Raw genomic sequence first — 23487 nt, 5'->3', positions numbered from 1 at the left:
ACAACGGCATGTCGGTGGTTGCAGTCGAAGCGTTCATGAATCATGCGCGCTAGGCGTAGGACTTCTCTTCTCTCTTCGATTCCGATTGACCGCGTCTCCTCCAGATCCCTGTCCATCCGTCGCCGAATCGCTCTTTCAAGGCCCCCGGAATTCTGGCCATGAGCACGACCAGCAGGCCGATCGAGAAACTATGGAGAGTCTGCCGGCTCGAATAGTCGAAGACCAACGGCGACAGCATGAGCCAGACCCCCAACGTCAACGTGATCCACCGGACTGATCTCACGGATTCCGACATGGCGATCGTCGCACAAGTCAGAATGAGGGGGCCGATGACGTGATCATTTGTTCCCGCCGGACCGCCGTAGCCCAGGAGACTTGGGGCGGCCATCAACCACCCGCCGACCAGTACATTGACCAATCGAGGCCACACGGATCCCTTCTTCCTTTCAGGCTCCTATGCGTGGACGACGGCCGTCCGGTCGTCTCCCTTCCAGAACGCGCGCCACAGGGGAATGTTTTGGTCGTGTGCCCGTCGTAAAAACTGTAAGCTCGCTAGCACTTCATCCATAGCCGGGCCGATCATGACGACGGAGATGATCGCGGAGGCCAGGCACAGCGTGCACCACGCTTCCAACAGGACCGGCTGTGCGATGACCAATAAGACACTCACGATGCCCAGCGGACCGACGGCGAAACCGAACAACAGCACCATCCAGGGCATGGTTCGCCACCGCCTGGTGCCGCCGATCGCGCCCGTGACCGCGTCGAGTGCATAAGCAAAAGCGCCGAGCGCGGCGTCGGGGATCGGCAACAATTGAGAAAGAAACGAGTGCAAGACCTCTCGGCTGCCGGATCCGAAAAAGGGTTCCCAGACGTCGTCCACGAGGTTGAGTTGATATCCCGCCAGGTAGGCTGAGATCGCCAATCCCAACAGCGCCACGCCGATCAGCCACAGCCGCTCCCCCCATGACGAGGGGTTGTACGTCCAGCCTGGCGGGTGTGGCGGATCCGTCATCGTGTCGTCCCACGATCAGGTAGACCGAGCCTCACTATGACAGGAAGCCAACCGGAGATCCCCTAGGCAAGACCCTGAACCGTCTTTATCCGAGTCCCACGGTCGCGATGGTCGAAACCGGATTTGCGGTCCCGTTAGTGGGTCATGAGGGAAGCGGTTATCAGGGTGCCGCTAATCCTAATCCGAAAATAATCCAGGCCCCACAACACCGTATTGCCCTCGCCCCCACGAGGGAGGGTGAGGGGCACATCCTTGTGGCCTACCCTCACCATTCTCCTCTCCCCTCCCTGGGAGGGAGAGGATGCAGTATCGAGGCGAATGAGATCGTCGTCTCAGGTGAAATTATTTTCGGATTGGGGCGCTAATCCTGGAGCGAGTTTACTGGGAGGAGGCTCGTCCGGTTCTTTTCTTGCCGGAGGGGTTCGGCCCGGTTCCTTGACGGGAGGGGAGGGGTCCGGGGGCTCTTCGCGAGGGGCCGGAGGCCGGCTTGGAGGTTGGGAAGGCGGAGCGTCAGACTGCTGGGCGGATCGGGGCCGATCTTCCCGTGTGGCCAGCGTCATATTGTGAACGGCATATTTCATGAGAGCAGACCAGGCGTGCGACCGGTTGTGCCAGCCGGTGTGACTTCCGTCACTCGGCGGCGGCAAAGGCAATCGTGCTCAACAGCGCATTCGCCGCCTGGCGCGAATCCAGACGCGTATGTTGCACGACGATCGGCACGCTGGATTCAATCACGCTGGCGAAGTCAATGTCCGTCGGGATCGGCTCGGGATCGGTCAAGTCGTTGAAGCGGACATGTTTGGTCCGCCGCGCCGGGACGTTGACCCGATAGGGTCCGGCCGGGTCGCGGTCGCTGTAGAAGATCGTGATGCGAACCTCGGCATCCCGATCGCCGGTGTTCAGCAGGCACACCGTTTCATGGCTGGTCATATGGGGTTCCGGACCGGTGCTGGAAGGAGGAATATATCCCTCCGCGATGGCCCATCGTGTGCGTCCTACTGATTCCATCCCGTCTCGTTCTCCATCTGTGTGATATTGATAAGGAGAGGGCCGAGGTGCCCGCGAGCAACCCGTCACGAAATACCGGCCAGCTCCACGCCCGTGTCGCGGGCGGGAGCCGGCTCTCCATGTGTGGCTTGTCGAACGAGACAGAGCACCTGATAGAGGTCAAAGGGTTTCGGCAGACAGGCGTACAGGCCGGCGACCACGTCGGCCGGGCCATGGGCCTCGCTGGCCAGCACGATCATCGGACGCTCGGGCCATCGCTGTCGGCAAATCCTGATGAAGATCACATCGCCCGGTTGAGAGAAGCAACAGTCGGCCAACACGGCGTCATAGCGACGCCGGCCCATCGTCGCAAGGGCCTCGAAGCGATCGGTCGCTTCATAGGCGTTGTAGCCGTTGCGCATCAAGGCCGAAAGGAGGAGATCGCGAACCGGCGCATGAGCCTCTACCACCAACACCCGCTTTCCATACCCATCCAATCTCGCCGCTTCCGTCATGGCCACACCTCGCTCTCTGCGCCCTACTGATCATTTCCGCTTCTCATCGCCCACGCGGTATCGACAATGCGTCGCGATGACTCGATTCCCGTGATCGTCTCATCAAACAGCGTCGCGTAGCCGCTGCGCATGCTGTGGCGGAATTCCTCGTGTCGTTCCTGCGGCACGCCGGCCAGGGTGGCGAGCGAGGTCACGTATTCTCCGCTCCCTCGGGCAATATCAGCCCGCAGGTTGTCGTAGGAGTAGGCGGTAAAGAAGATCATCCGTTGCCTGGCTCTTAGGAGAGAGTCGCCGGCCGACGCGCCCGGCGTGGTGCTTGACGTGAATTCCGATATCGGCTCCAGCAATTCACCAATGGCTCGCGAGGTGCCGTCGCTCAGCGCCGACGTTGCTTCGAAGGGGGCTTTGGTCAATTCGACGGTCGCGTCGGTGGTGCAGCCGGACAGGGCCAGCAACAGACCGGGAACCAATAGATTGCGGAAATGTCTCATGTCCTATTCTCCTGGGTGAGCGGCGTCTCGTCCTGATCATAGGACGAATCGAGTCCCATGCACCTAGGAGAATCCACAGGTTTCGCATGGTTCGCCGCTTGGACTCTTATCCGCGCCGGGCCTCGCCCGTCCGGAGGTTTTCCCTGCGACGCAGTAGTTGAAGCCCCCACCAGATCAGCAACGTCCCGCCCACCCACCGGTCCCACTGCCCAAGCGGCCGGCTGGATGACCGTCTCACACCGCCTGCTTCCAAGCGATCCGGCCCGTAGGCTGCCGAGGAGGCAGGCGTGGCGGTTGTTGATCGCATGGCGGCCGATGTCCGGTGAAGCCCTGCGCGTGGATGCCCGCCCCCGACATTTTGTTCGTCAACAGCGACGGCTTGTTCGGTAGGCACAATGGCGGTTCCGCCGGCATTCGCATACACCTGTGTAAACTCAGCGCCGAATAACAGGATCTGCGCCGAATAATAGACCCATACCAGCACGATCACGAGCGATCCAGCCGCGCCATAGGCCGATCCGACATCACTCTTGCCCAGATAGAGTCCGATGAGAATTTTGCCCAGCGTGAACAACAGCGCCGTGATGCCCGCGCCCACCCATACGTCCCGCCACGCGATGCGGGCGTCCGGAAGCAGTTTGAACATCATGGCGAACAACACGGTGATGACTCCGAGGGAGAGGAGGAAGTTCAGCGCCTGGAGCAACAGTTCCGGCGCGGGGAGCAGGCCGCCGAACCAGGTCCCCAATGCGGAGAGCGCGGCGCTCAGGACGAGCGACACCAGCAGCAGAAATCCCGTTCCCAGCACGGCCATGAGCGACAGGAACCGATCCTGAATCAACCCCCACATGCCGCGTCCCGGCCTCGGTTTCACCCCCCAAATCGTATTGAGTGCATCCTGCAGTTGTCCGAACAGGCCTGAGGCGCCGAGCAACAGGGTCCCGCCGGCGACGGCGGTGGCAACAATTCCGGTGGATGGCTGGTTGGCACGCTGAAGCATGTCACGGATGGCTTCGGCCGACTGTGGCCCGACTAAACCGGCAAGCTGGGTCAGAATGTGACTCTTCGCCGCCTCTTGGCCGAAAAACAGGCCGACCATCGCAATAATAATGACCAAGAGCGGCACGATCGCGAAGATCGTGTAGTAGGCCAGGGCTGCGCCGAGCCGAGGCACCTTATCCTCGCTCCACTCGATGGCGGTTTGCTTGAAGAGCCCCCACAGGACTGCAGGGCGAATCGAGGACCAAGACACCGATTTCATGGCCTTTGCTCCTTCACAGGGGTGGCGGATGGGCGGTCTCGTAAGCGGGATCATCCCGTCGCGGTCATGTGTTTCGGTTCACGAGAGCGCAGGAGGAAGCACCAAGGGATCAACACCGCGGTCAGCACGGCGGCCAGAATACTCACGGCTGCGATCGCCACGAGACTCGCGATCGGTCCCATGCGATCGGCGATCCATCCGCAGGCCGTCATTCCGACCATGGCCGCCACGAGCGTGCCGATATTGAAGACGCTGAATACGCGCGCCAGCATGTTCTTGGGAGTCCGTTCCTGAAGCGATGCGGAGACGAGCGGATTGACGACGCCCGAACTGGCCCCGATGGCTGCAATCAAGCCCGCGCTCGCGACGAACGAAGTCATCAGCGTGAGCCCAAGCATCGCCCCGCCGCCAACCAAGGCCGCCGCCGCGATCAACCAGAGCCTCCCGCACAATTCTTCCGGCGGATCGCTGAACATCCACAGGGTCACGGCCAACAGGCCCAGGCTCAGGGAAGCCCACTGCCAACCGAGTTCGACGGAATCGGCATGGAGATAGTCCTTGGCCAGCACCGGCAAGAGATAGACAAACCCCGTCGAACCCAGCATGAAGAGCGACGCCACAGCCATCAGCAACAGCATGAGCCGGTGCTTATGGAGGACGAAGCGAATCCCTTCCATCAGATCATGCAGAGCGGCCTGCAGCGGGGAGGAACGACCGGCGGGGCGTTGTGTTTCCTTGACATGGATCGGGACTTTACAGAATACGGACAGCAGAAAGGCGCCGGCATTGGCGTACAGCACATTTTGGGCGCCGATGCCTGCGATCAGCATTCCGCTGATGGCTGGTCCCAGGAGCTGACCGATCGTCATGGTGCTTTGGTCCAGCGCGTTGATCTGCGTCAGTTGGTGAGGCTTGACCAAGAGCGGTTCCATCGCCTTTAACGCGGGTCCGAAAGCCATGGAGAACATGGCCGTGGCGAACACCAGCACATAGAGCGACGGGAGGGTCAACCAGTCCATCCAATAGAGCGTCGGGATGAGAGTCAGAAGTCCCGCTCTGGCCGTATCGATCACGATCATGGCCGTGCGTTTCGAGACTCGATCCACCAACACGCCCGCGAAGGGGCCGAACAGGAGCGGCGGGAGGGTCTGGAGGATGCCGATCATCGTCATCTTCAGCGCCGACCCGGTCAGGTCGTAGACGAACCACAGCAACGCCACCTTGGAAAGCCCTTCGCCGACCTGAGAGATCGCCTGTCCGACGAACAGCCACATGACGTTGCGATTCGTCAGGAGCCCCCTCACCCTCACAAGGATCGAGGAGACAGCGGTACCGTGGGCCATGATCATCCCTGTGTCATGTGGTTCGAACAGCGCAAGACGACTCCATCACAGACCCGATCCTGCTCCTACTGGGGGAATGCCGAGCAGGTTCCCATCGTATGAGCACCAGTTGGCGCGAGGAATGGCTGAGAAGAAACCAACCGGTCCACTGGATAGGTGGGCTAGGCCTTTTACTAGTTCCGTCACTGATGTGGGCAGGAGAGCATGGGTTCGTGTGCAAAGAGGATTACGCTGAGCATGTCAGCTCATCGTCCGCAAGCACCAGAAAAGGAGGAGATGGCTATGAAAGTCTTGATGGTGTCCTTGTTCGCAGCCGGAATCTTGAGCTTCGGCATCGGCGTTGCGGGAGCGGCTGATCCCATGTCCGAGAAGGAAGCCTCGCCGACGTTGAAGGAGCGCATCATGAAAGATGCCGTGAAAGGAACCTTGATGAAGGTGGAAGGAGAGTACTACTGGATCAAGGACGAGGACGGCAAAACGACGAAGGTCCACGTTGACAAAAGTACGAAACTCGACAAGGTCGTCGAAGGTGACAAGGTCAAGGCCTACATCACCGATAAAGGCCACACGACGACGCTGCAACGTCTGGATTGAGGGCCAAGCCGGTATCGGGCGCCACCCGCCGAACAGAGGTGAATGGAGCTGGCGCCGGCCATGGCGCCAGCCTCCTCCTCGATGTGTGTTGCACAGGCTGCAAGCAGATGGCTCGTCCCCCACAGATCCCTCCTGCTCAGGGTGACCGTATCAGCGAGGATCGTCGCAGATGAGTTTCATGGACTCAAGGCGACGTCTGATTGCCATTGCGCGGCTGCATCGGAGCACGATGGCCTGCTGCTTCTTGGTCGTAAGTCGGATGCGCCATGATCGAGACCTTCCTCACTGAGATGGAGCATCAACTGGCGGCCTGGACGCCGAAAATCGGCATGGCGGTTCTGGTTCTTGCCGGGTTCTGGATCGCCAGTTCCGTGGCCCGTAAGGTGATCGTGAGGCTGGCTGCCAATACGGAGGCCAATCTCAATTTCGTGTTGCGTCTCGCTGCACGGGTCGTGTCCGGAGCCCTGCTTCTGTTCGGTTCCGTTACCGCGCTCGGAACGATCGGGGTGAACGTCTCCGCGCTGGTGGCGGGCTTGGGCCTCACGGGGTTCGCCTTGGGATTCGCGATGAAGGACATTCTGTCGAACCTCATGTCCGGTCTGCTCATTTTGCTGTATCGGCCCTTCAGCATCAACGATCGGATCACGGTGACGGGATTGGAAGGGTTGGTCACGGAAATCGACCTGCGCTATACGAGACTGGAAAAGGGGAGTCAGACCTACCTCATCCCTAATTCCTTGCTGATCACCAATACGATCGGTCTGAACCGGCCGGAATGAATGAACGCGAAGCGCGAAGACCACGCACGATTAACGGTTGACGGATGGCCCAGCCGCTGACAATTCCTCGTTGGCTCACATGGACGGTCGGGATCATGGCCGTGCTCGCCGTCACCGTTCTGGTCGCGGCGGCGGTCGCGGATGAGCCGGTCCGCCGTTATGTCGAACAGCGGGTGAATGATCAGTTAACGGTAAACGGCTACACCCTCCGCATCGGCGAATTGGATCTGCATCCGCTGTCCTTCTCGCTGGATCTCGATCAGGTCTCGCTGGTGCAGAACCGGCATCCGGAGCCCCCCGTGGTCCAAATTCCCACATGGCATGCCAGCGTCCGCTGGACCGAGCTGTTCAAGGGAAGGCTTGTCAGCGATCATGTGATCCAGCGGCCGGCGATCAATATGACGCGGCCGCAGGCCAAGACGGAGATTCAGGAATCCCGGGACGACCGGTGGCAAGACGCGGTGCGCAGGATCTTTCCCCTTCGGATCGATGTGTTCAAAGTCGAAGATGCCGACGTCACGTATTACGATCATCCCAAGGCCAGGCCGCTGGAGTTGACTGAGGTGCAATGCGAGGTCTCGAATATCAGCAACCGTGGACCCGAGCAGGAATATCCGTCGACCGTCAAGCTCGACGCGCGGCTGCTCCAAGGCCGCATCAAGGCCGAGGGAAAGGCCAATTTTCTGGCCAAGCCGTTCGCGGGAGCCGAGGTGGACTTCGATCTGGACAATGTCCCCGTAGAAGGTTTCATGGGGGTGACCGGGCGATACAGCCTGCTGTTGAAAACCGGGGTGTTGACGGCGAATGGCCGCGTCGAATATTCGCCATGGAAACAGGCGGCGGACGTCCGGAACCTGCTGTTGGAAGGGGTCAAGGCCGATTATGTCTATCGCCGACATCCCCGCGATGACGCAAGGCGAAAGCACGTGGCCGAGATCGTGGAGGAGGCGCGCAACAATCCCGTCCTGGTCGTGACCGTGAAGCGCGGCAAGGTGCTGGGCGGCGAGTTCGGGTTCGTGAACCGATCCGTCGATCCGGACTACCGGCTGTTCGTCGGCGACGTGAACGCGGAACTGGACAACTTCAGCACCCGATTGAAGGATCTGGAAGGCGGGGATGCGGTGGTCAAGCTCACGGGCCGCCTCATGGGAACCGGCCGGACCGTGGCGACGGGGACGTTCCGGCCCGAAAAACCACATCCGGATTTCGACCTGGACGTGCAAATCGTCAAGACTGAGCTGAAAGCCTTGAACAATGTGTTTCGCGCCTACACCGACACGGACCTCTCCAAAGGCCATCTGTCGCTCTTCAGCGAGATCTCCATCAAGAACGGCCGGGTGAACGGATATGTGAAGCCCATCTTTAAGGACGTGGAGGTTTTTGATCCCGATCAGGACGCCGACAAGGCCTGGACCAAACGGGTCTATGAAAGGGTGATCGAAGGGGTGGTGGAGTTATTGAAGAATGAGGAACGGCAGCAGGTCGCCGCCGAGACCGACGTCTCCGGCCCGGTCCCCAGCCCCCGCGCGGATACGTGGAAGATCGTCGGGACGTTGATTCAGAACGCGTTCTTCAAGGCCATCCTCCCGGGGCTCGAAAAGGAGTACGGCAAGGCATGAAGACGGGATCGACCACCGCCTCGCTCGACAGCTCGTCCCCCGCCTACAATCCATGGAAGCTGGGCGGGCTCACCCTGCGTGAACTGGCCGGGCGGTTGTGGCATGAGATGGAGCGGGACGAGCTGCTTGGCCGCGGGGCGCAACTGGCTTACTATTTTCTGTTGTCTTTGTTTCCCGCGCTCATTTTCCTCACCGCCCTGATGGGATTGTTCCCGATTCAGAACGCCATGCCCGAATTGATGGCCTATCTCCAGAATGTCCTGCCAGAGGACGCCCTCTCGCTCGTCCAGCGTTATTTGGAGCAGGTGGTGCAAGGGAGCGGCGGGAGCCTGATCTCCTTGGGGCTTCTGGGCGCCCTCTGGGCGTCCTCCAGCGGCGTGACGGCGATCATTGAATCGCTGAACACCGTGTATGGAGCGAAGGAGACCCGGCCGTTTTGGAAAGTCCGGTTGGTGGCCATTTTGCTCACGATCGCGCTGGCCGGCTTCATCATCCTGTCGGTCACGCTCGTGCTCTATGGAGAACACATCGGCTCCTGGATCGCGAGTTTTGTCGGGTTGGGCTGGCTGTTCGAGCTGGCCTGGGTCCTGTTTCAATGGCCGGTTGCGATCGGCCTGATGCTGGTGGCGTTGGCGGCCGTATACTATTTTTGTCCCGATGTGGAGCAGGATTGGCGGTGGGTGACGCCAGGGTCGTTGCTCGCGGTCCTGCTGTGGCTCATCGTGTCCTTGGGCTTCAAGCTCTATGTGGACAACTTCAGCACCTACAACAAAGTCTACGGGTCGATTGCCGGCGTCATTGTCCTGATGCTTTGGTTTTACTTTTGCGGGATCACGCTGCTGGTCGGCGGCGAATTGAACGCCGAGATCGAGAAGGCCGCGCGGGCCCAACGGGCAGAAGCGGCCGACGGTCGGCCGGCCGCCTTACGGGCCGGGGAAGGACAACGGGCGTCGGCATGATACTCTGCCCACGCGACTGCTCGCGGTGCGATGAGGCCGAGTGCCGGCGCGATGGGTGCCGGATCACGGGCGAGCCGATGTTGGAGACCTGTGAGCTGTGCGGAGAGTTATATGTGCCCTTCTGCTCCCTGATCGTCTGTGTCGCCTGTATCGAACGCGAGCCGTAATCCGGGCGAATCCGGCCTGTCGAAAGAGGTGTGCTCATGCCGCGCTCACTCTGGAAAGGCGCCATCAGTTTCGGATTGGTCAACATTCCGGTGGTCCTCTCTTCCGCCGAGAACCGCAACAGCTTTGACCTCACGATGTTGGACCGGCGGGACATGAAGCCGGTCGGGTTCAAGCGCTATAACAAGGAGACGGGAAAGGACGTGCCATGGGAGGACATCGTCAAAGGCTACGAATACGAGAAAGGGCGCTATGTGGTCCTCACCGAGGAGGACTTTCGACGCGCGAACGTGGAGGCGACTCAAACCGTCGAGATCATGAGCTTTGTGGACGCCGAAGCGATTCCGCCCACCTATTTCGAGACGCCGTATTATCTTGTGCCCGACCGGCGTGGGGAAAAGGGGTATGCGCTCCTCCGAGAGACGTTGAAGAAGACCGATAAACTCGCCCTCGCGACCGTCGTCATCCGCACCAGGCAATATGTCTGCGCGCTGATTCCGCGGGGCGAGGTCATCGTCCTGAATACCCTGCGCTATGCCGACGAGCTGAAATCCACGAAGGACCTCGATGTGCCGTCCGCCAACCTGAAAACGGTCGGCGTCACCGCGCGAGAAATCGAGATGGCGGCCAAGCTGGTGGAGGAGATGACGGAGGACTGGAACCCTGAGAAGTTCCGGGACACGTACCATGAGGACCTCATGAAGTTGATCGAGAAGCGCATCAAGGCCGGACAGACGGAGGTCATTTCGGAGCCGGAGGAAGAAGGCGCAACGCGAGCCCCCGCAGAGGTCATCGATCTCATGGCGCTGCTGAAGAAGAGCGTCCGGGCCAAGGAACACAAGAACGGGCAGAGGAATCGGGGCAAGCGGGCGGCCGGCCGCCATGACCGGACAGTCCGGCGCAAGAGCGCCTGAACGGTATGGGCCTTCGGCAATATTGGAACAAGCGGAACTTCAAGAAGACCCCGGAGCCGCGGGGACACGCCAAGCCTGCGTCCGGACGATGGCAATTCGTCATTCAAAAACATGCCGCCAGCCGGTTGCATTATGATTTCCGATTGGAGTTGGACGGGACGCTGAAAAGTTGGGCCGTCCCAAAAGGTCCCAGCCTGAACCCCTCTGATAAACGCCTTGCCGTTCACGTCGAAGACCATCCGCTGGATTACGCCGATTTCGAAGGGATCATCCCGCCCAAACAGTATGGAGCGGGGACGGTCCTGCTGTGGGACCGAGGAACCTGGTCTCCGATCGGAGATCCGCGGAGCGGATACCGGCGCGGCAGGCTGAAATTCCTCCTGTTCGGCCGGAAACTCCGGGGAGCTTGGAACCTGGTCCGCATGGGGTCCCGTGGAGAAAAGGGCAAGGAACACTGGTTGCTGATCAAGGAGGACGATGAGGAAGCCAACCGCGGCAAGGATCGTGACATTACCACGCTGACAGAGAGCGTGGCCAGCGGACGAACCATGGAACAGATCGCCGCCGACCGCCGGAGAGTGTGGCAGTCCAACCGCGACGGTCGTTCCAAAACGAGGTCCAGGGCGAAGCCGAAGGCGCTCGATCCCGCCGAGGTTCCGCGGTCGCGGAAGGCGGCCATGGCCGAGTGGGCGCCGCCCCAGCTTGCGACGCTCGTCGACAGGACGCCTGAAGGGGCTGACTGGGTCCATGAGCTCAAGTACGACGGCTACCGCATCCTCTGCTCGATTCGTGACGGCCGGGCGAAGCTGTTCACCAGGAACGGCCATGACTGGACGTCCAGGTTGCAGCGCCTCGCTCACGCGGCGGAAGGTTTACCGGTCAGGGAGGCCTGGCTGGACGGAGAGATCGTCGCCGTCGAGCCGGACGGGACGATCAGTTTTCAATCGCTTCAGAATTCGTTTGATACGCGATCCGAAGCCAATCTGGTTTACTATCTGTTCGACCTTCTCTATCTCGACGGCTATGACCTCCGGTCCGTTGCGCTGGTCGAGCGCAAACGCCTGCTCGCCTCGCTGCTGGAATCCATGGGGCCGTCGCCGTTGATCCGGTACAGCGATCACATTGAAGGGCGGGGAGAGGTCGTCTTCGCCGAGGCCTGCCGTCGTGGGATGGAGGGATTGGTGTCGAAGAAGGCCGCGGCATCCTATCATGCCGGGCGTAACAGGAACTGGGTCAAGGTCAAATGCGGACAGCGACAGGAATTCGTGATCGGCGGATTTACGGACCCCTCCGGGGCGCGAGTGGGGTTCGGGGCATTGCTTTTGGGCGTCCATGATGAACAGGGACGGCTGCGGTTTGTCGGCAGGACCGGAACCGGATTTTCCGAGCGATCGCTCAGGCAATTGCATCGGCGGCTGACCGCGCTCGAGCACACGACATCGCCGTTCGTCAATCCGCCGACCGGCTCCGAGGCCCGCGGGGTCCATTGGGTGAGACCTGAACTGGTGGCCGAAGTGGCCTTCGCGCAATGGACCGGCGACGGGCTGCTTCGCCAAGCCTCGTTTCAAGGTTTGCGGGAGGATAAGCCGGCGAAGGAGATCGTCATGGAACAGCCGGAACGGAAGCGGCAGCAAGATGATCGTGAGGGGCGGGCAGCCAGGGCTCGGCGCCGCCGCTGGGCCGGCATCCGAGCCGGACGGCGGAACAAACCATCTGCCGGAGACGGGAGATCCGCGAACGGTCCGACCATGGTCGCCGGCGTCACCCTGTCTCATCCTGATCGTGTGCTCTATCCCGAGCAGGGCCTGACCAAAATCGGGCTGGCTCGATACTACGAGCAGGTGGCCGACTGGATCATGCCGCATCTTGAACAGCGACCCTTGACGCTTGTCCGTTGCCCGGAAGGCCGAGCCGCCGAATGCTTCTATCAAAAGCACGCGAAGGACACGGTGCCTGAGATCGTAGGCCGGGTGAAAGTTCAAGAAAACCGAAAGACGGCCGTCTACATGACGGCGGATTCGTTGCCCGCGCTGATCGGGCTCGTGCAGATGGGCGTGCTCGAACTGCATACCTGGGGAGCGCGACGAGACCGCCTCGACCGGCCCGATCGCCTCGTCGTCGATCTGGATCCGGACCCGGAGGTGCCCTGGAAATCCGTCGTCGAAGCAGCGCAGCTCGTCCGGAGTTTATTCCACGAATTGGAGCTGGAGTGCTTTCTCAAGACCACCGGCGGCAAGGGCCTCCATGTAGTCGCGCCGCTTCAACAGGTCCATGCCTGGGATGAGGTGAAATCCTTTTCGAGAGCCCTTGCCGAGCATCTCGCCCGGCTCATTCCCGATCGGTTTGTCGCGAACATGTCGAAACAGAAGCGCAAAGGAAAAATCTATCTCGATTTTCTGCGGAACGCGAAGGGAGCGACCGCGATCGCCCCCTATTCGACCCGTGCCAAACCCCGCGCCCCGGTCTCGGTGCCGTTGACCTGGGATGAATTGTCGGTTGATCTTCGCTCCGACCATTTCACGGTCGCCAACGTCCCGGGCCGCTTGGCAGAATTGCGCCGGGACCCATGGAAAGACTACTTCACGGTCAAGCAGCGATTGACCGGCCGCATGGTGCGGGCCCTCGGCATGCGATAACCGATGGCGTGAGGGCTGCACGGCTCCTGTGCCTGTGACCAGCGTCTCCGGCCTTAAAATCCCGCGGCCGGCTCGGGCAATCTGATCGGCTGCTCCAGAGCGGCGGGCATGGCCGCCGTCGGAACCAGGCTCCGTCCTTCGAGCAACCGTTCGTAGACGGTGACATAATCGCGCACCATGCGCTGGACCGTGAAACGCGCTTCAAAATGGTCGCGGCAGCGCCGCCGATCGATCCGCTCAACGCCCTCCACCGAGCGGATCATCTCGGACAGATCCTCGCAAATGATTCCTGTCTCCCGGTCTTCGATCACCTCGGGAATCGAGCCACGCCGATAGGCCAAGACCGGCGTGCCGCAGGCCAGGGCCTCGATCAGCACGAGTCCGAAGGGTTCGGGCCAGTCATAGGGGCAGAGGAGCGCGTACGCGTCGCCGAGGAAATCGTTTTTTTCTGCATCGTTGATCTCCCCGACATATTCCACCAGCGGATGATCCAGTAACGGCTCAATCTTCGTCGTGAAATAGTCGCGGTCGCTCGGATCGACCTTGGCCGCGATCCGGATCGGCATGCCGACGGCCTTCGCGACGGCAATCGCATGATCGGGACGCTTCTCCGGCGCGATGCGGCCGAGGAACGCCAGGTATTGGCCCGGTTGCGGATGAAAATCATACAGGGTGGGCGGGAGCCCATGGTAGACGGTGTCCTGCCAATTCACCCAGCCGAGAGGCCGGCGTTGCGCGTTGGAAATGGAAACCACCGGCATCTCGGGAAATTCCTCGAAGATCGGCAGCAACTCGGGCAGGTCCAGCCGGCCGTGGAGCGTTGTCACGACCGGAGTGCGGCAGCGGCGCGCGAATGGAAACCCCATGAGATCGACGTGGGAATGGATGAGATCGAATTGCTCGGCTTTAGCGCCGAACGCCTGTTCGAGCTGCAAAAAGATCGGCGCCTCGCGGCAGGAGAGGTCTTTGGCCAGTCGAAGGGCCTTTGGATAGACCGGGTCGAGCTTGGCGGCCGTCACGGAATCCGCGGTGGCGAACAGGGTGACGTCATGTCCCAAGCGGACCAGCTCATCCGTGAGATAGGACACGATCCGCTCCGTGCCGCCATAACATTGCGGAGGCACGCTTTCCCACAGCGGGGCAACTTGTGCAATTTTCATGGGGACCCCTTTGGATTGGTGAAAGAAATGAAAGGCTGGAGGCGGGTAGCGGGACTCCAGCGGCCACTCAGGTGAGCGGGAGTATAGCCGCCGATTCAAACGAGCAAAGCTAGGCGATAACCTAGGTATCTGAAAGCGCCGTAACTGCAGCACCTCGCTAACCCGCATTATTCACGAGAATTCGTGACGAAACCGCGGAGATGCCACGCGTTGGACCCATTGCACGGAGAAGAGCAATGGGTACCCTCGCGCGGAGCCACGAGAGCCCGAGGCATACTTGCGACAGTATGTCGAGGGGCGCACGGCGCGATGAATAAAGAGCGCCACGTCTGTGCGCGCCGCCGAGTTGGTGAGGCGGCCGGACCTAAGCGGCGAGCCCGCCCGGCTGGCGGCCCTTCGGGCACGGCCAGCCTTGTCGCAGCCGGGGTACCTGTTGCTCTTTGCCAGCAACGGGTCGAACGGCGGTTGCAGTGGAAGTCATCGTGAACAATGCGGGCTAACTAGGGAGCTTACCAGAAGAGCATTCGATGAACGTCGGGTATCCTGCCTAAGTGCGCTGGGCGAAGTGAGAGCCAGAGACACATTCACCATGTGCCCATGTTGAATGCGATGGCCGTTCGTGAGCGTCGACCGAGCCTCTTCATATCAAGGTCACATGAAGGATTCCATAATCGTTCTCATCACCCTTTCACCATTGACGAGAGGTGCAACATGAAACGAATTCCAGGCATAGCCAAGACGGTGATCGCCGTATCGGGGGTCATAAGCTTAAGCCTTCCAACAGGCGGGTTCTCCGCAGACGGCGTTTCGCAGGGTGAATCCACACAGCAGAAGGGCCAGCAAGGCGTCGGTTTGGGTAAAGGCGCTCACGAGCAGGGAACCAACGAACCGCAGTCTTCAAACGTGATCATGGGCGGGCCGGAAATCATTACGGGGCGAATCGCGAACATCGACGGCGAGCAGTATTTGATCAAAGGCGACCGGGGGCAGGAAATCCGTCTGAAGGTTACCAAGGATACCAACATGGTCTGTGCGGGATCGCAACAGGACAAGTTGGCCACTGGCCGCGAAGGGGCCAAGGAGCATGAAGAAATTCCTCCCACCCCATTCATGGAACAACAGGCGAGAAAGGGTGGCGCGCCGGAAGAAGCACAAGCCGAACAGCAGATGGCGCGGCAACAACATCAAGGGGATTCTCGCAAGTCCGCACAAGATCCGAGTCAGCTCAAGGGAAAGGTTGGAAGCACCGACGCTCGCGCCAATGAAGATGTGGCCCGAGGCTCGGGTTTCACCGTCGGAGATTGCCGGTTCAACGTGGGCGATATCGTCCGTGTCGAAGCCTCCGATATGGGCACCGCCACGACGATCAAGCAATTGGCACGGGAATCAAGCGGCGATCAGGAAGAAACCAGCCTTCGCCAGTAGGGGCGAAACGAATAGAGAAAAAACGAGCCACCCAGGCATACCTAATAAGTAAGAAGGAGATGACCATGCATAGGGATGATCAATACGATGACAACTATGGGAACGATGCGGCCGGCTGGTCCACGTTTCTCGCCGGAGCCTTCCTCGGGGCCGGATTGGCGCTGCTCTTTGCGCCGCGAACCGGCTCCGAGCTGCGCGGCATGCTGCGCGATTATGCTTCCCGGGCAACCGACGATCTGGTGGAGCGAGGCCGCGAGGCTCTGGATACGGCGGTTGAGCGCGGAAAGGACTATATCGAGCGTGGTCAGGAGGCTGTACAGGAAACCGGACGGGCCGCCCGGGAATACGCGCGGAGCGGACAGGAGAAACTGAAGGATGTAGGAAAGGAAACGGTGGCTCAATTCAAAAATATGGGTCAAGAGGCCAGCAACCGCACATAGGTGATTGTCGTTGAATTCGGTTGAACAACAAGGAGGCGATATGTTGAAGACACTTGTGGGGGCGTTCTGTCTCACGGCGGTCCTGGGATTCGCAGCCTGTCAGTCGACAACCGGAAAGACAGGCGGTCAAACCATGACGGACAGCCGAATCACTGCGGCGGTTCAGGCGAAGCTGACCGCGGACCGGATGTCGAATTTTGCCAGGGTGGACGTGGATACCGAGCGAGGCGTGGTGAACCTAAGCGGGATCGTGCCATCGGCCGAGCAGAAGAGCCGGGCGGAGGACCTCACGCGTCAGGTCGCAGGCGTGAGGCGCGTCAATAACAACCTGCAGATTCAGCGGTAGGTGACGAGCCAGAAGGAGACAATGCCGCTTGTCACCATGAATGCGGAAATGGCATGGCTCCGCATCACGGAGATGACCCGGCTTGCTGCGGTGGGCGATCTACATTGTCCTCGCACGTCGCCGGAAGAATTGCACCGTCTTTTTGGCAATGTGGCCGAGCAAGCGGACATTCTCTTTCTCCTGTGAGGATCGCAAGACCCGCGTTCATCCCAGGGCAACGATTTCGAAAGGAGATGATGATGGTCCACAATTCATCGGGTCAAACGTCCTCTGTATGGATGGCGACGGTCGATATGCCGCAACCGGCGCCGCTCGCCCAATCGCTTCATGCCGATGTGTGCATCATTGGCGCAGGCATCGCCGGATTATCCACTGCCTATTGCCTTGCGTGCGAAGGGAAATCCGTGATCCTGCTGGAGGATGGCCGAATCGGCAGCGGAATGACGCAGCGGACGACCGCGCACCTTTCGAACGTCATGGATGAGGGATATGTTGAGATCGAGCGTCTTCACGGGCACAAAGGAGCCCGACTGGCGGCCAGCAGTCATGCGGCCGCCATCGACCGCATTGAAAAGATTGTCGCCGAGGAACGCATCGCCTGCGATTTCGAACGAATAGACGGATATTTGTTCTCCAAGTCGGGAGGATCGAACGAAACTCTCGACGATGAGTTTCTGGCCGCTCAGTGCGCCGGGATGCGCGTGGAGCGGCTTGAACGATCACCAGTGATTCCGCTTGAGGCCGGCCCTTGCTTGCGCTTTCCCCGTCAGGCGCAATTTCATCCCTTGCGATATCTTATTGGCCTGGCCGGCGCGGTTCACCGGCGCGGAGGCCAAATTTTCGGTGGCACGCATGTGAAGTCCGTCAAAGATGGACCGCAGGCGCAGGTAGAAACGGACGGTGGAGCCATCGTGACGGCCGGCGCCATCGTCGCAGCGACCAATACGTCGATTGTAGATACGGTTGCCATCCATACCAAACAGGCTCCCTATATGACGTATGTCATCGGAGCGCGCATTCCAACTGGTTCCGTTCCCAAAGCGCTCTATTGGGATATGGACGATCCCTATCACTATGTCAGAATTCAGAGCGGTTCCGATCGGGACGGTCAATATGACGTACTCATCGCGGGAGGAGAGGATCATAAAACGGGACAGGCCGACGATGCCGAGATGCGGTATGCCAGGTTAGAGCAGTGGGCGCGGGACCGATTCCGTATGATCGAACGCATCGAATATCGATGGTCGGGACAAGTGATGGAACCGGTCGACGGCATCGGCTTCATCGGGCATGATCCCGGAGGCTCGGAGAATGTCTATATTGCCACGGGTGATTCCGGAATGGGGATGACTCACGGGATGATCGCCGGCATCTTGCTGACCGACCTCATCATGAAGCGGGATTGCCCATGGTCGTCGCTCTATGACCCGTCGCGCAAGACGCTTCGCGCCGCCGGACAATATGCGAAGGACACGCTCAACATGGCGGCGCAATATGTCGATTGGGTTACTGGAGGGTCCGTCAAAGCGGCTGAAGAGATTCCCAAGGACAGTGGAGCGGTCCTTCGGCGTGGTCTCGCCAAGGTGGCGGTGTATCGGGATCAGATGGGTCTTGTCCATGAGCGGTCGGCTGTGTGTCCTCATTTGGGTTGTCTTGTCTCCTGGAATGCGAACGAAAAGACATGGGATTGCCCCTGCCACGGATCGCGGTTTGATAAGCTTGGCACGGTCATCAACGGTCCGGCGAATAGCGACCTCGCGTTGATGAAGAATGGGCAAGAGTAGCGGCGGAGAACGACGCTTCTCATGCCGATCTTGATTTGTGAGTCCAATTCCTCCGACCATGTGCGCTGCCCACCATCCGAGGTCGCGGCAAGGACGAAGGTGTGACCTGACCGATCGGATGACCGAGAGAGGGCCGTTATGGTCGCTCTCGATTGGCTAGCGCGCCATCATCTCAAGCAACTGCCTCGGAATCATCTCCCTCGCGCCGCGCTCGTCCAGCTCCTTGAAGTCGCCCCGCAGGGCCTTGAGCGCATACCGTTCGTAGCCGATCTCCCGTGCCGTTCGGAGGCCCATGCGGCGGAACATCGGCAGGGGCGGACACCAACCCTGCACGGCATGCTGGAAGAGAAACGCCGCGACGAGCCCGGGCAGGAGATACCAGCGGCGGTTCACGAAACGTCCCAAGCCCAGTCCGATCAGCGAGACGAAGGCGGCGTTGCTTTCGAGCGTCCGCTCGATATCCCATTCGCGATCCAACTCGGCCAACCGCCGGCGGATGGCTCGTGAACCACGATGGCGGTAGGAGGCGATACGGCGTTCGGTTTCGCCACGGATTTGCCGGTTGATGCCTTCATGTGTCTGTTGCGGCACACGCGCCGGCGTGTCCGGTATGGTCAGGGTCGGGGCCATGCTTCACTCCTTCCATTCGGGTCATTCGTGATCCGCATCGCACCACTCCGGCTGGTGCGACGCATACCAGACACGACATCTCCCCATCCAGAGACTGGCTATCATGACAGGAGCCTCACGATGACACCCTCGTGCTGCCGAAGCTCCAGTTTGTCTTCGCAAGGGGCATCCTGCCGATCGAGATGCGTCGACAGGGCGATGGCGCCGCGGCCCGGGCAAAGGGTCAACTTCGGCCGATTTGAGAAATTGAGCGCGATCAGGAACCGATTCGAGACCGATTCTCGGTAATAGCACAACAGGTCTCCCTCGGCGAGTCCTGGTCTATATGAGCCGACAGAGAGGGCCGCTTCGGCCCGCCGCAGTTGGATCAGTCGTCGATAGAGCGAGAGCAGGGATGTGGGATCGTCGCGCTCTGCCGCGACGTTAGTGGTCGCCGCGAACGGGGAGATCGGCAACCAGGGCGTGCCGGCGGTAAAGCCGGCTTGCGGGGAACCATCCCATTGCATCGGGGTCCGGACGGGATCGCGGCCGAAGCCGAAGCCTGGAACATTCTTTTCCCAAGGGTCCTGGATGAATTCGGGTGGGATCGGCACGTCGGTCATTCCGATCTCGTCTCCATAATAGAGCGTGGGCGTGCCGCGCAGGGTGAGCAGCAACAGGGCGGCAATGCGGGCCTGCGCGCGGCCGACGCGGCTCGCGATGCGGGGCTTGTCGTGATTTCCGAGCACCCAATTGGGCCAGCCATAAGGGGGCAGCGCCGCCTCATAGGCCTGCACCGCGGAGGCAATGGCGTCGGCCCGCCATGGCAACTCGATCAACTGAAAATTGAACGGCAAATGGAGGCCGTCGCCACCGGCGCCGTAATAGGTCACGAGCCGCTCCACCGGCAGGTACACCTCGCCGATCATCAGACGATCCCGATAGCCGTCCATGACGGCCCGCATTCCCGCGATGATCTGATGGATCTCCGGTCGATCGGTGGTATAGGTGGCCAGCAACTGGCGATAGGCCCACTCGCCCGGGCGATATTCGGGATTGGGCGGGTTGGCGCGGAATTCCGAGTCCTTGATGAGGTGCCAGATCACGTCCACGCGAAACCCGTCTGCGCCGCGATCCAACCAGAAGCGCATCACGCCGTGGACGGCCTCTTGGACCGCCGGCTGGCGCCAATTCAAGTCCGGCTGCTCTTTCAGATACGCATGGTAGTAGTACTGGGCGGTGCGCCGGTCGAATTCCCAGGCGCTGCCGCCGAAGGTGCTGAGCCAATTGTTCGGTGGGCCGCCGTCAGGGGCCGGGTCCTTCCAGATGTACCAGTTCCGTTTCGGATTGTTGCGCGACGCGCGGGATTCAAGGAACCAGGGATGTTGGTCAGACGTATGGTTGGGCACCAGGTCGAGAAGGACCTTGAGGCCGAGCGCATGGGCCGACGCCAGCAGTCGGTCGAAATCCTCCATGGTCCCGAACATCGGATGGACGGCCGTGTAGTCGGAAATATCGTAACCGAAGTCCGCCATCGGCGAAGGATAGATCGGCGAGAGCCAGATGGCGTCCACCCCGAGCCAGCGGAGGTAGTCGAGCTTCCCGATGATGCCCGGCAGGTCGCCGAGGCCGTCGCCGTTGCTGTCGGCGAACGAACGGGGATAAATCTGATAGATGATCCCGCGCTGCCACCACTGAACGGCGGAGCCGGCTGTGGAAGCGTTCATCATGTCACGCTGGCGCCGATCGTCTGAGCAGTCCGGTTCAGGACCCGATACCAGACGTATCCATAGGGGTCCAATTCCAGTCGGGGCGGGGCCGGCGCCTCGCGATGACGGCTTGAACAGAGCGGGACCAGCGTATGGTGCGGCTCCTGTTCGAGGTGCACGATGCCCGATTTGTTGGCGAAGTTGTGGGCGGCCACGAGCCGCTTCCCTCTCCATTCGCAGCTATGGACGAAGACGCTCGGCTCGCCCGTCTGCCACACTCGACACAGGCCGGAGCCCCATTCCGGACATTCGCGTCGGAGCCGGATGAACCGCTTGATCGCGTTGAGGACCGACTCCGGATCGCCCGCCTGCGCCTCCACGTTAACCTGTCGGTATCGGAACGGCCCTTTGGCCACGACCGGCATCGTCAGCGTGCGTGTCGGCGCCGTGGAAAATCCGCCGTGGCGGGCTTTGCTCCACTGCATGGGAGTCCGCACCGCGTTGCGGCCGTCCAAGGAAAGGTCGTCACCCATGCCGATTTCATCGCCGTAGACAAGCATGGGCGCGCCCGGAAGAGAAAAGAGCAGGCTCATTGCCAGCTCCAGCCTTCGGCGGTCGCCCAGCATCGGAGCCAGCCGGCGGCGGATGCCCCTGCCGAAGATGCGCATCTCCTGATCGGGCGCGAAGGCGTCGTAGACCGACTCACGCTCGTCTTCCGTCAGACGCTCCAGATCCAATTCGTCCAGGTTCCGGAGAAAGTTCACCCATTGGCACCCTTCAGGGATGGACGGCAACAAGCGAAGGGCCCGCCCGATCGGTTCAGCTCGGCCGGTCGCCAGCGCCAGAAACAGGTAATTATCGAGCAGGAAGTTGTAGAGCAGGTGAAGCTCGTTGCCCTCGCCGAAGAACGCCGCCAACTCATTTGGCTCCACGTCGGCTTCCCCGAGAAGCGCCGCATCGGCGCGCCGGGATGACGTGAAGGCGCGCAGATCCCGCAGGATGTGATGCGCATCATGGCGCAACGCGGGATCCGGACTTGGAAGCGGCGATTCGATCATGTGCGAGACGGCGTCCACCCGGAATCCTGAGATGCCGAAGGACAGCCAGAAATCGATGACGCGCTTGATCTCCTCCCGGACCTCCGGACAGGTTACGTCGAGGTCCGGTTCGAAATGGTAAAAGCGATGGTAATAGTATTGGCCGGCGATCTCGTCGAACGTCCACACCGAGGATTCTTGGCCCGCAAAGATATTTCCCTGTCCCGGCTCGGTGGGCGGGGGCATGTCGGTCCAGGTGTAGTATCGGCGAAACCGGGACGCGGGATCGTGCCGAGCCGCGCGAAACCAGGGATGCTCGTTGGAGGTATGGTCCATGACCAGGTCGAGAATGACGCGAAGACCCCGCTCTCCGGCCTTGCGCACGAACATCAGAAAGTCGTCGAAGGTGCCCAACCGCGGATCGATGCCGAAGTAATCCATGACATCGTAGCCGTTATCCCGGTCCGGCGTGGGAAACATCGGAAGCAGCCACAGGCAGGTCACGCCGAGGTCGGCGAGATAATCCAGACGCCGGCACAGGCCTGGAAAATCACCCACTCCATCGCCGTTGGAATCCTGAAACGTGGCGACGTCGAGCCCGTAGATCACCGCGTTCTTGTACCAAAGCGGACGCTCTCGTTCATCCATCGATCAGCTCTTCACCAGCCGTGCGGCTCGGGGCGGTGGCCGGCGCCGTCAGTGAGTCCCGGGAGAGCAGGCTCGTGACCGGGGACCTGAGAATACGGACCCGCCCGCATGGCTACCCGTTGATCACCGTGCCGCCGTTCGGGTGCAGCACTTGGCCGGTCATGTAGGAGCTGTCTTCCGAAGCCAGAAAGACGTAACAGGGGGCGATCTCTTCCGGCTGCCCGGCCCGATGTAGCGGAACGTCCGACCCGAAACTGGCGACCTTATCCGGGGGGAACGTCGAGGGAATCAGCGGCGTCCAGACCGGACCAGGGGCCACGGCATTGACGCGAATTTTGTGCTCGGCCAACGACAGCGAGAGGGAGCGAGTCAATGAGACAATGGCGCCTTTGGTAGCCGAATAGTCCAGAAGGTGCGCGCTGCCCTTGTAGGCGGTCACCGACGTCGTATTGATAATCGTCGAACCCTCGCCCAGATGGCGGAGAGCCGCCTGCGTCAGGTAGAAGTACGAGAAGATATTGGTGCGAAACGTCCGCTCCAATTGAGAGGGGGTGATCTTCTCGATCCCGTCTTGAGGGTGTTGTTCGGCGGCGTTGTTGACGAGGATGTCGAGCCGTCCGAATTCCCGCACGGTCTGCTCGACCGCCTGCCCGCACCACGCGGCATCGCCGATATCGCCGGATAATGCGAGACAACGGCGCCCTTCCTGTTCGACCAACTGTTTGGTCTCCTCTGCATCCTTGTGCTCGTCGAAATACAGCACGGCCACGTCGGCGCCCTCCCGGGCGAACGCCACGGCCGCCGCCCGTCCGATGCCGCTGTCACCGCCGCTGATGAGCGCCGCCTTGCCCGCGAGCTTGCCTCTACCGTGATGCTTCTGATCCTCTGTCTTCGGTCGAGGCGTCATGTCTGATTCCAGACCTGGCTGCCGATGTTGCTGCTGAGGCGGCCGTTGCGGTGTTGACATGGTCCACGCACTCCTTTCCCTCTTGATGGAAGCACGGCTGAGAGTTGATGATCTCATGATCCAACATACGAATGAGAAGGCGCC

Annotated in this window: 23 protein-coding genes; 11 read left to right on the top strand and 12 right to left on the bottom strand. The window is 60.9% G+C overall.

Going from position 1 to position 23487, the window contains the following annotated elements:
- Positions 1 to 49: 49 nt before the first annotated feature.
- The 7 genes from QWI75_RS15780 to QWI75_RS15750 all read right to left on the bottom strand — a co-directional run bounded on the left by QWI75_RS15780 (position 50) and on the right by QWI75_RS15750 (position 5612).
- Positions 50 to 430 (bottom strand): SPW repeat domain-containing protein, encoded by a 381-nt coding sequence (locus QWI75_RS15780; RefSeq protein WP_289269543.1) that lies wholly within the window; start codon positions 428 to 430, stop codon positions 50 to 52.
- Positions 431 to 454: 24 nt separating this feature from the next.
- Positions 455 to 1015 carry a vitamin K epoxide reductase family protein gene (locus tag QWI75_RS15775; RefSeq protein WP_289269542.1) on the bottom strand — a complete coding sequence of 187 codons (561 nt, stop codon included), beginning with the start codon at positions 1013 to 1015 and terminating at the stop codon, positions 455 to 457.
- Positions 1016 to 1645: 630 nt separating this feature from the next.
- Positions 1646 to 2023, bottom strand: a complete 378-nt coding sequence (locus QWI75_RS15770; protein WP_289269541.1) for a sensory rhodopsin transducer — start codon at positions 2021 to 2023, stop codon at positions 1646 to 1648.
- A 65-nt stretch (positions 2024 to 2088) separates the two neighbouring features.
- Positions 2089 to 2517, bottom strand: coding sequence for a response regulator (locus QWI75_RS15765; protein ID WP_289269540.1), 429 nt, complete (start codon positions 2515 to 2517; stop codon positions 2089 to 2091).
- Positions 2518 to 2540: 23 nt separating this feature from the next.
- Entirely contained in the window at positions 2541 to 3008 is a 468-nt protein-coding gene (locus QWI75_RS15760) for a DUF3015 family protein (protein ID WP_289269539.1), read from the bottom strand.
- Between the two features lie 106 nt (positions 3009 to 3114).
- Complete coding sequence (locus QWI75_RS15755; RefSeq protein WP_289269538.1) at positions 3115 to 4269, bottom strand: YihY/virulence factor BrkB family protein; 1155 nt, start codon at positions 4267 to 4269, stop codon at positions 3115 to 3117.
- A gap of 50 nt (positions 4270 to 4319) precedes the next feature.
- Positions 4320 to 5612 (bottom strand): MFS transporter, encoded by a 1293-nt coding sequence (locus tag QWI75_RS15750; protein WP_289269537.1) that lies wholly within the window; start codon positions 5610 to 5612, stop codon positions 4320 to 4322.
- A gap of 276 nt (positions 5613 to 5888) precedes the next feature.
- Between QWI75_RS15750 and QWI75_RS15745 the strand changes: the two genes are divergently transcribed.
- The 6 genes from QWI75_RS15745 (at position 5889) to ligD (ending at position 13278) form a co-directional block, all read left to right on the top strand.
- Positions 5889 to 6206 carry a hypothetical protein gene (locus QWI75_RS15745; protein ID WP_289269536.1) on the top strand — a complete coding sequence of 106 codons (318 nt, stop codon included), beginning with the start codon at positions 5889 to 5891 and terminating at the stop codon, positions 6204 to 6206.
- A gap of 266 nt (positions 6207 to 6472) precedes the next feature.
- Entirely contained in the window at positions 6473 to 6985 is a 513-nt protein-coding gene (locus tag QWI75_RS15740) for a mechanosensitive ion channel family protein (protein WP_289269535.1), read from the top strand.
- A 44-nt stretch (positions 6986 to 7029) separates the two neighbouring features.
- Positions 7030 to 8604, top strand: a complete 1575-nt coding sequence (locus QWI75_RS15735; protein ID WP_289269534.1) for a DUF748 domain-containing protein — start codon at positions 7030 to 7032, stop codon at positions 8602 to 8604.
- Positions 8601 to 9563, top strand: coding sequence for a YihY/virulence factor BrkB family protein (locus QWI75_RS15730; RefSeq protein WP_289269533.1), 963 nt, complete (start codon positions 8601 to 8603; stop codon positions 9561 to 9563). Before QWI75_RS15735 ends, QWI75_RS15730 begins: the two co-directional genes overlap by 4 nt.
- A gap of 203 nt (positions 9564 to 9766) precedes the next feature.
- On the top strand, positions 9767 to 10642 hold the full coding sequence (ku, locus tag QWI75_RS15725; RefSeq protein ID WP_289269532.1) for a non-homologous end joining protein Ku: 876 nt from the start codon (positions 9767 to 9769) through the stop codon (positions 10640 to 10642).
- Between the two features lie 5 nt (positions 10643 to 10647).
- Positions 10648 to 13278: a DNA ligase D gene (gene ligD / locus QWI75_RS15720; RefSeq protein ID WP_289269531.1), complete on the top strand. Its 2631-nt coding sequence runs from the start codon at positions 10648 to 10650 to the stop codon at positions 13276 to 13278.
- Between the two features lie 53 nt (positions 13279 to 13331).
- Here the strand turns inward: ligD and QWI75_RS15715 are convergent, their stop codons facing one another.
- Positions 13332 to 14438: a glycosyltransferase family 4 protein gene (locus QWI75_RS15715; protein ID WP_289269530.1), complete on the bottom strand. Its 1107-nt coding sequence runs from the start codon at positions 14436 to 14438 to the stop codon at positions 13332 to 13334.
- 711 nt (positions 14439 to 15149) lie between these two features.
- On the opposite strand from QWI75_RS15715, the gene QWI75_RS15710 reads away from it, so the two are divergent.
- From QWI75_RS15710 to QWI75_RS15690, 5 genes are all read left to right on the top strand, one after another.
- Positions 15150 to 15863 carry a hypothetical protein gene (locus QWI75_RS15710; protein WP_289269529.1) on the top strand — a complete coding sequence of 238 codons (714 nt, stop codon included), beginning with the start codon at positions 15150 to 15152 and terminating at the stop codon, positions 15861 to 15863.
- A gap of 65 nt (positions 15864 to 15928) precedes the next feature.
- Positions 15929 to 16303 carry a YtxH domain-containing protein gene (locus tag QWI75_RS15705; RefSeq protein ID WP_289269528.1) on the top strand — a complete coding sequence of 125 codons (375 nt, stop codon included), beginning with the start codon at positions 15929 to 15931 and terminating at the stop codon, positions 16301 to 16303.
- Positions 16304 to 16343: 40 nt separating this feature from the next.
- Positions 16344 to 16649 carry a BON domain-containing protein gene (locus tag QWI75_RS15700; RefSeq protein ID WP_289269527.1) on the top strand — a complete coding sequence of 102 codons (306 nt, stop codon included), beginning with the start codon at positions 16344 to 16346 and terminating at the stop codon, positions 16647 to 16649.
- Positions 16650 to 16670: 21 nt separating this feature from the next.
- Complete coding sequence (locus tag QWI75_RS15695; RefSeq protein WP_289269526.1) at positions 16671 to 16835, top strand: hypothetical protein; 165 nt, start codon at positions 16671 to 16673, stop codon at positions 16833 to 16835.
- A gap of 92 nt (positions 16836 to 16927) precedes the next feature.
- Positions 16928 to 18433, top strand: a complete 1506-nt coding sequence (locus QWI75_RS15690; RefSeq protein ID WP_289269525.1) for an FAD-dependent oxidoreductase — start codon at positions 16928 to 16930, stop codon at positions 18431 to 18433.
- 156 nt (positions 18434 to 18589) lie between these two features.
- Here QWI75_RS15690 and QWI75_RS15685 read toward each other — a convergent pair whose 3' ends face one another.
- The 4 genes from QWI75_RS15685 to QWI75_RS15670 form a co-directional block, all read right to left on the bottom strand.
- Positions 18590 to 19063, bottom strand: a complete 474-nt coding sequence (locus tag QWI75_RS15685) for a hypothetical protein (protein ID WP_289269524.1) — start codon at positions 19061 to 19063, stop codon at positions 18590 to 18592.
- Positions 19064 to 19164: 101 nt separating this feature from the next.
- The gene (locus QWI75_RS15680; RefSeq protein ID WP_289269523.1) at positions 19165 to 20772 is read right to left on the bottom strand and encodes an alpha-amylase family glycosyl hydrolase; all 1608 of its coding nucleotides are present in this window, start codon (positions 20770 to 20772) and stop codon (positions 19165 to 19167) included.
- Positions 20769 to 22436, bottom strand: a complete 1668-nt coding sequence (locus tag QWI75_RS15675; RefSeq protein WP_289269522.1) for an alpha-amylase family protein — start codon at positions 22434 to 22436, stop codon at positions 20769 to 20771. Before QWI75_RS15675 ends, QWI75_RS15680 begins: the two co-directional genes overlap by 4 nt.
- A 112-nt stretch (positions 22437 to 22548) precedes the next feature.
- A complete protein-coding gene (locus QWI75_RS15670) occupies positions 22549 to 23403 on the bottom strand; it encodes an SDR family oxidoreductase (protein WP_289269521.1) in 855 nt (284 codons plus the stop codon).
- Positions 23404 to 23487: the final 84 nt, after the last annotated feature.

It is taken from the genome of Nitrospira tepida, assembly GCF_947241125.1.
Lineage (GTDB): Bacteria > Nitrospirota > Nitrospiria > Nitrospirales > Nitrospiraceae > Nitrospira_G > Nitrospira_G tepida.
This window is presented reverse-complemented; position numbering and strand designations above follow the sequence as displayed.

Excerpts from the sequence above, each read along its gene's own strand:
- QWI75_RS15775 (WP_289269542.1), bottom strand. The coding sequence starts at position 1,015 with ATGACGGATCCGCCACACCCGCCAGGCTGGACGTACAACCCCTCGTCA.
- QWI75_RS15770 (WP_289269541.1), bottom strand. The coding sequence starts at position 2,023 with ATGGAATCAGTAGGACGCACACGATGGGCCATCGCGGAGGGATATATT.
- QWI75_RS15765 (WP_289269540.1), bottom strand. The coding sequence starts at position 2,517 with ATGACGGAAGCGGCGAGATTGGATGGGTATGGAAAGCGGGTGTTGGTG.
- QWI75_RS15760 (WP_289269539.1), bottom strand. The coding sequence starts at position 3,008 with ATGAGACATTTCCGCAATCTATTGGTTCCCGGTCTGTTGCTGGCCCTG.
- QWI75_RS15755 (WP_289269538.1), bottom strand. The coding sequence starts at position 4,269 with ATGAAATCGGTGTCTTGGTCCTCGATTCGCCCTGCAGTCCTGTGGGGG.
- QWI75_RS15750 (WP_289269537.1), bottom strand. The coding sequence starts at position 5,612 with ATGGCCCACGGTACCGCTGTCTCCTCGATCCTTGTGAGGGTGAGGGGG.
- QWI75_RS15745 (WP_289269536.1), top strand. The coding sequence starts at position 5,889 with ATGGCTATGAAAGTCTTGATGGTGTCCTTGTTCGCAGCCGGAATCTTG.
- QWI75_RS15740 (WP_289269535.1), top strand. The coding sequence starts at position 6,473 with ATGATCGAGACCTTCCTCACTGAGATGGAGCATCAACTGGCGGCCTGG.
- QWI75_RS15735 (WP_289269534.1), top strand. The coding sequence starts at position 7,030 with ATGGCCCAGCCGCTGACAATTCCTCGTTGGCTCACATGGACGGTCGGG.
- QWI75_RS15730 (WP_289269533.1), top strand. The coding sequence starts at position 8,601 with ATGAAGACGGGATCGACCACCGCCTCGCTCGACAGCTCGTCCCCCGCC.
- ku (WP_289269532.1), top strand. The coding sequence starts at position 9,767 with ATGCCGCGCTCACTCTGGAAAGGCGCCATCAGTTTCGGATTGGTCAAC.
- ligD (WP_289269531.1), top strand. The coding sequence starts at position 10,648 with ATGGGCCTTCGGCAATATTGGAACAAGCGGAACTTCAAGAAGACCCCG.
- QWI75_RS15715 (WP_289269530.1), bottom strand. The coding sequence starts at position 14,438 with ATGAAAATTGCACAAGTTGCCCCGCTGTGGGAAAGCGTGCCTCCGCAA.
- QWI75_RS15710 (WP_289269529.1), top strand. The coding sequence starts at position 15,150 with ATGAAACGAATTCCAGGCATAGCCAAGACGGTGATCGCCGTATCGGGG.
- QWI75_RS15705 (WP_289269528.1), top strand. The coding sequence starts at position 15,929 with ATGCATAGGGATGATCAATACGATGACAACTATGGGAACGATGCGGCC.
- QWI75_RS15700 (WP_289269527.1), top strand. The coding sequence starts at position 16,344 with ATGTTGAAGACACTTGTGGGGGCGTTCTGTCTCACGGCGGTCCTGGGA.
- QWI75_RS15695 (WP_289269526.1), top strand. The coding sequence starts at position 16,671 with ATGCCGCTTGTCACCATGAATGCGGAAATGGCATGGCTCCGCATCACG.
- QWI75_RS15690 (WP_289269525.1), top strand. The coding sequence starts at position 16,928 with ATGGCGACGGTCGATATGCCGCAACCGGCGCCGCTCGCCCAATCGCTT.
- QWI75_RS15685 (WP_289269524.1), bottom strand. The coding sequence starts at position 19,063 with ATGGCCCCGACCCTGACCATACCGGACACGCCGGCGCGTGTGCCGCAA.
- QWI75_RS15680 (WP_289269523.1), bottom strand. The coding sequence starts at position 20,772 with ATGATGAACGCTTCCACAGCCGGCTCCGCCGTTCAGTGGTGGCAGCGC.
- QWI75_RS15675 (WP_289269522.1), bottom strand. The coding sequence starts at position 22,436 with ATGGATGAACGAGAGCGTCCGCTTTGGTACAAGAACGCGGTGATCTAC.
- QWI75_RS15670 (WP_289269521.1), bottom strand. The coding sequence starts at position 23,403 with ATGTCAACACCGCAACGGCCGCCTCAGCAGCAACATCGGCAGCCAGGT.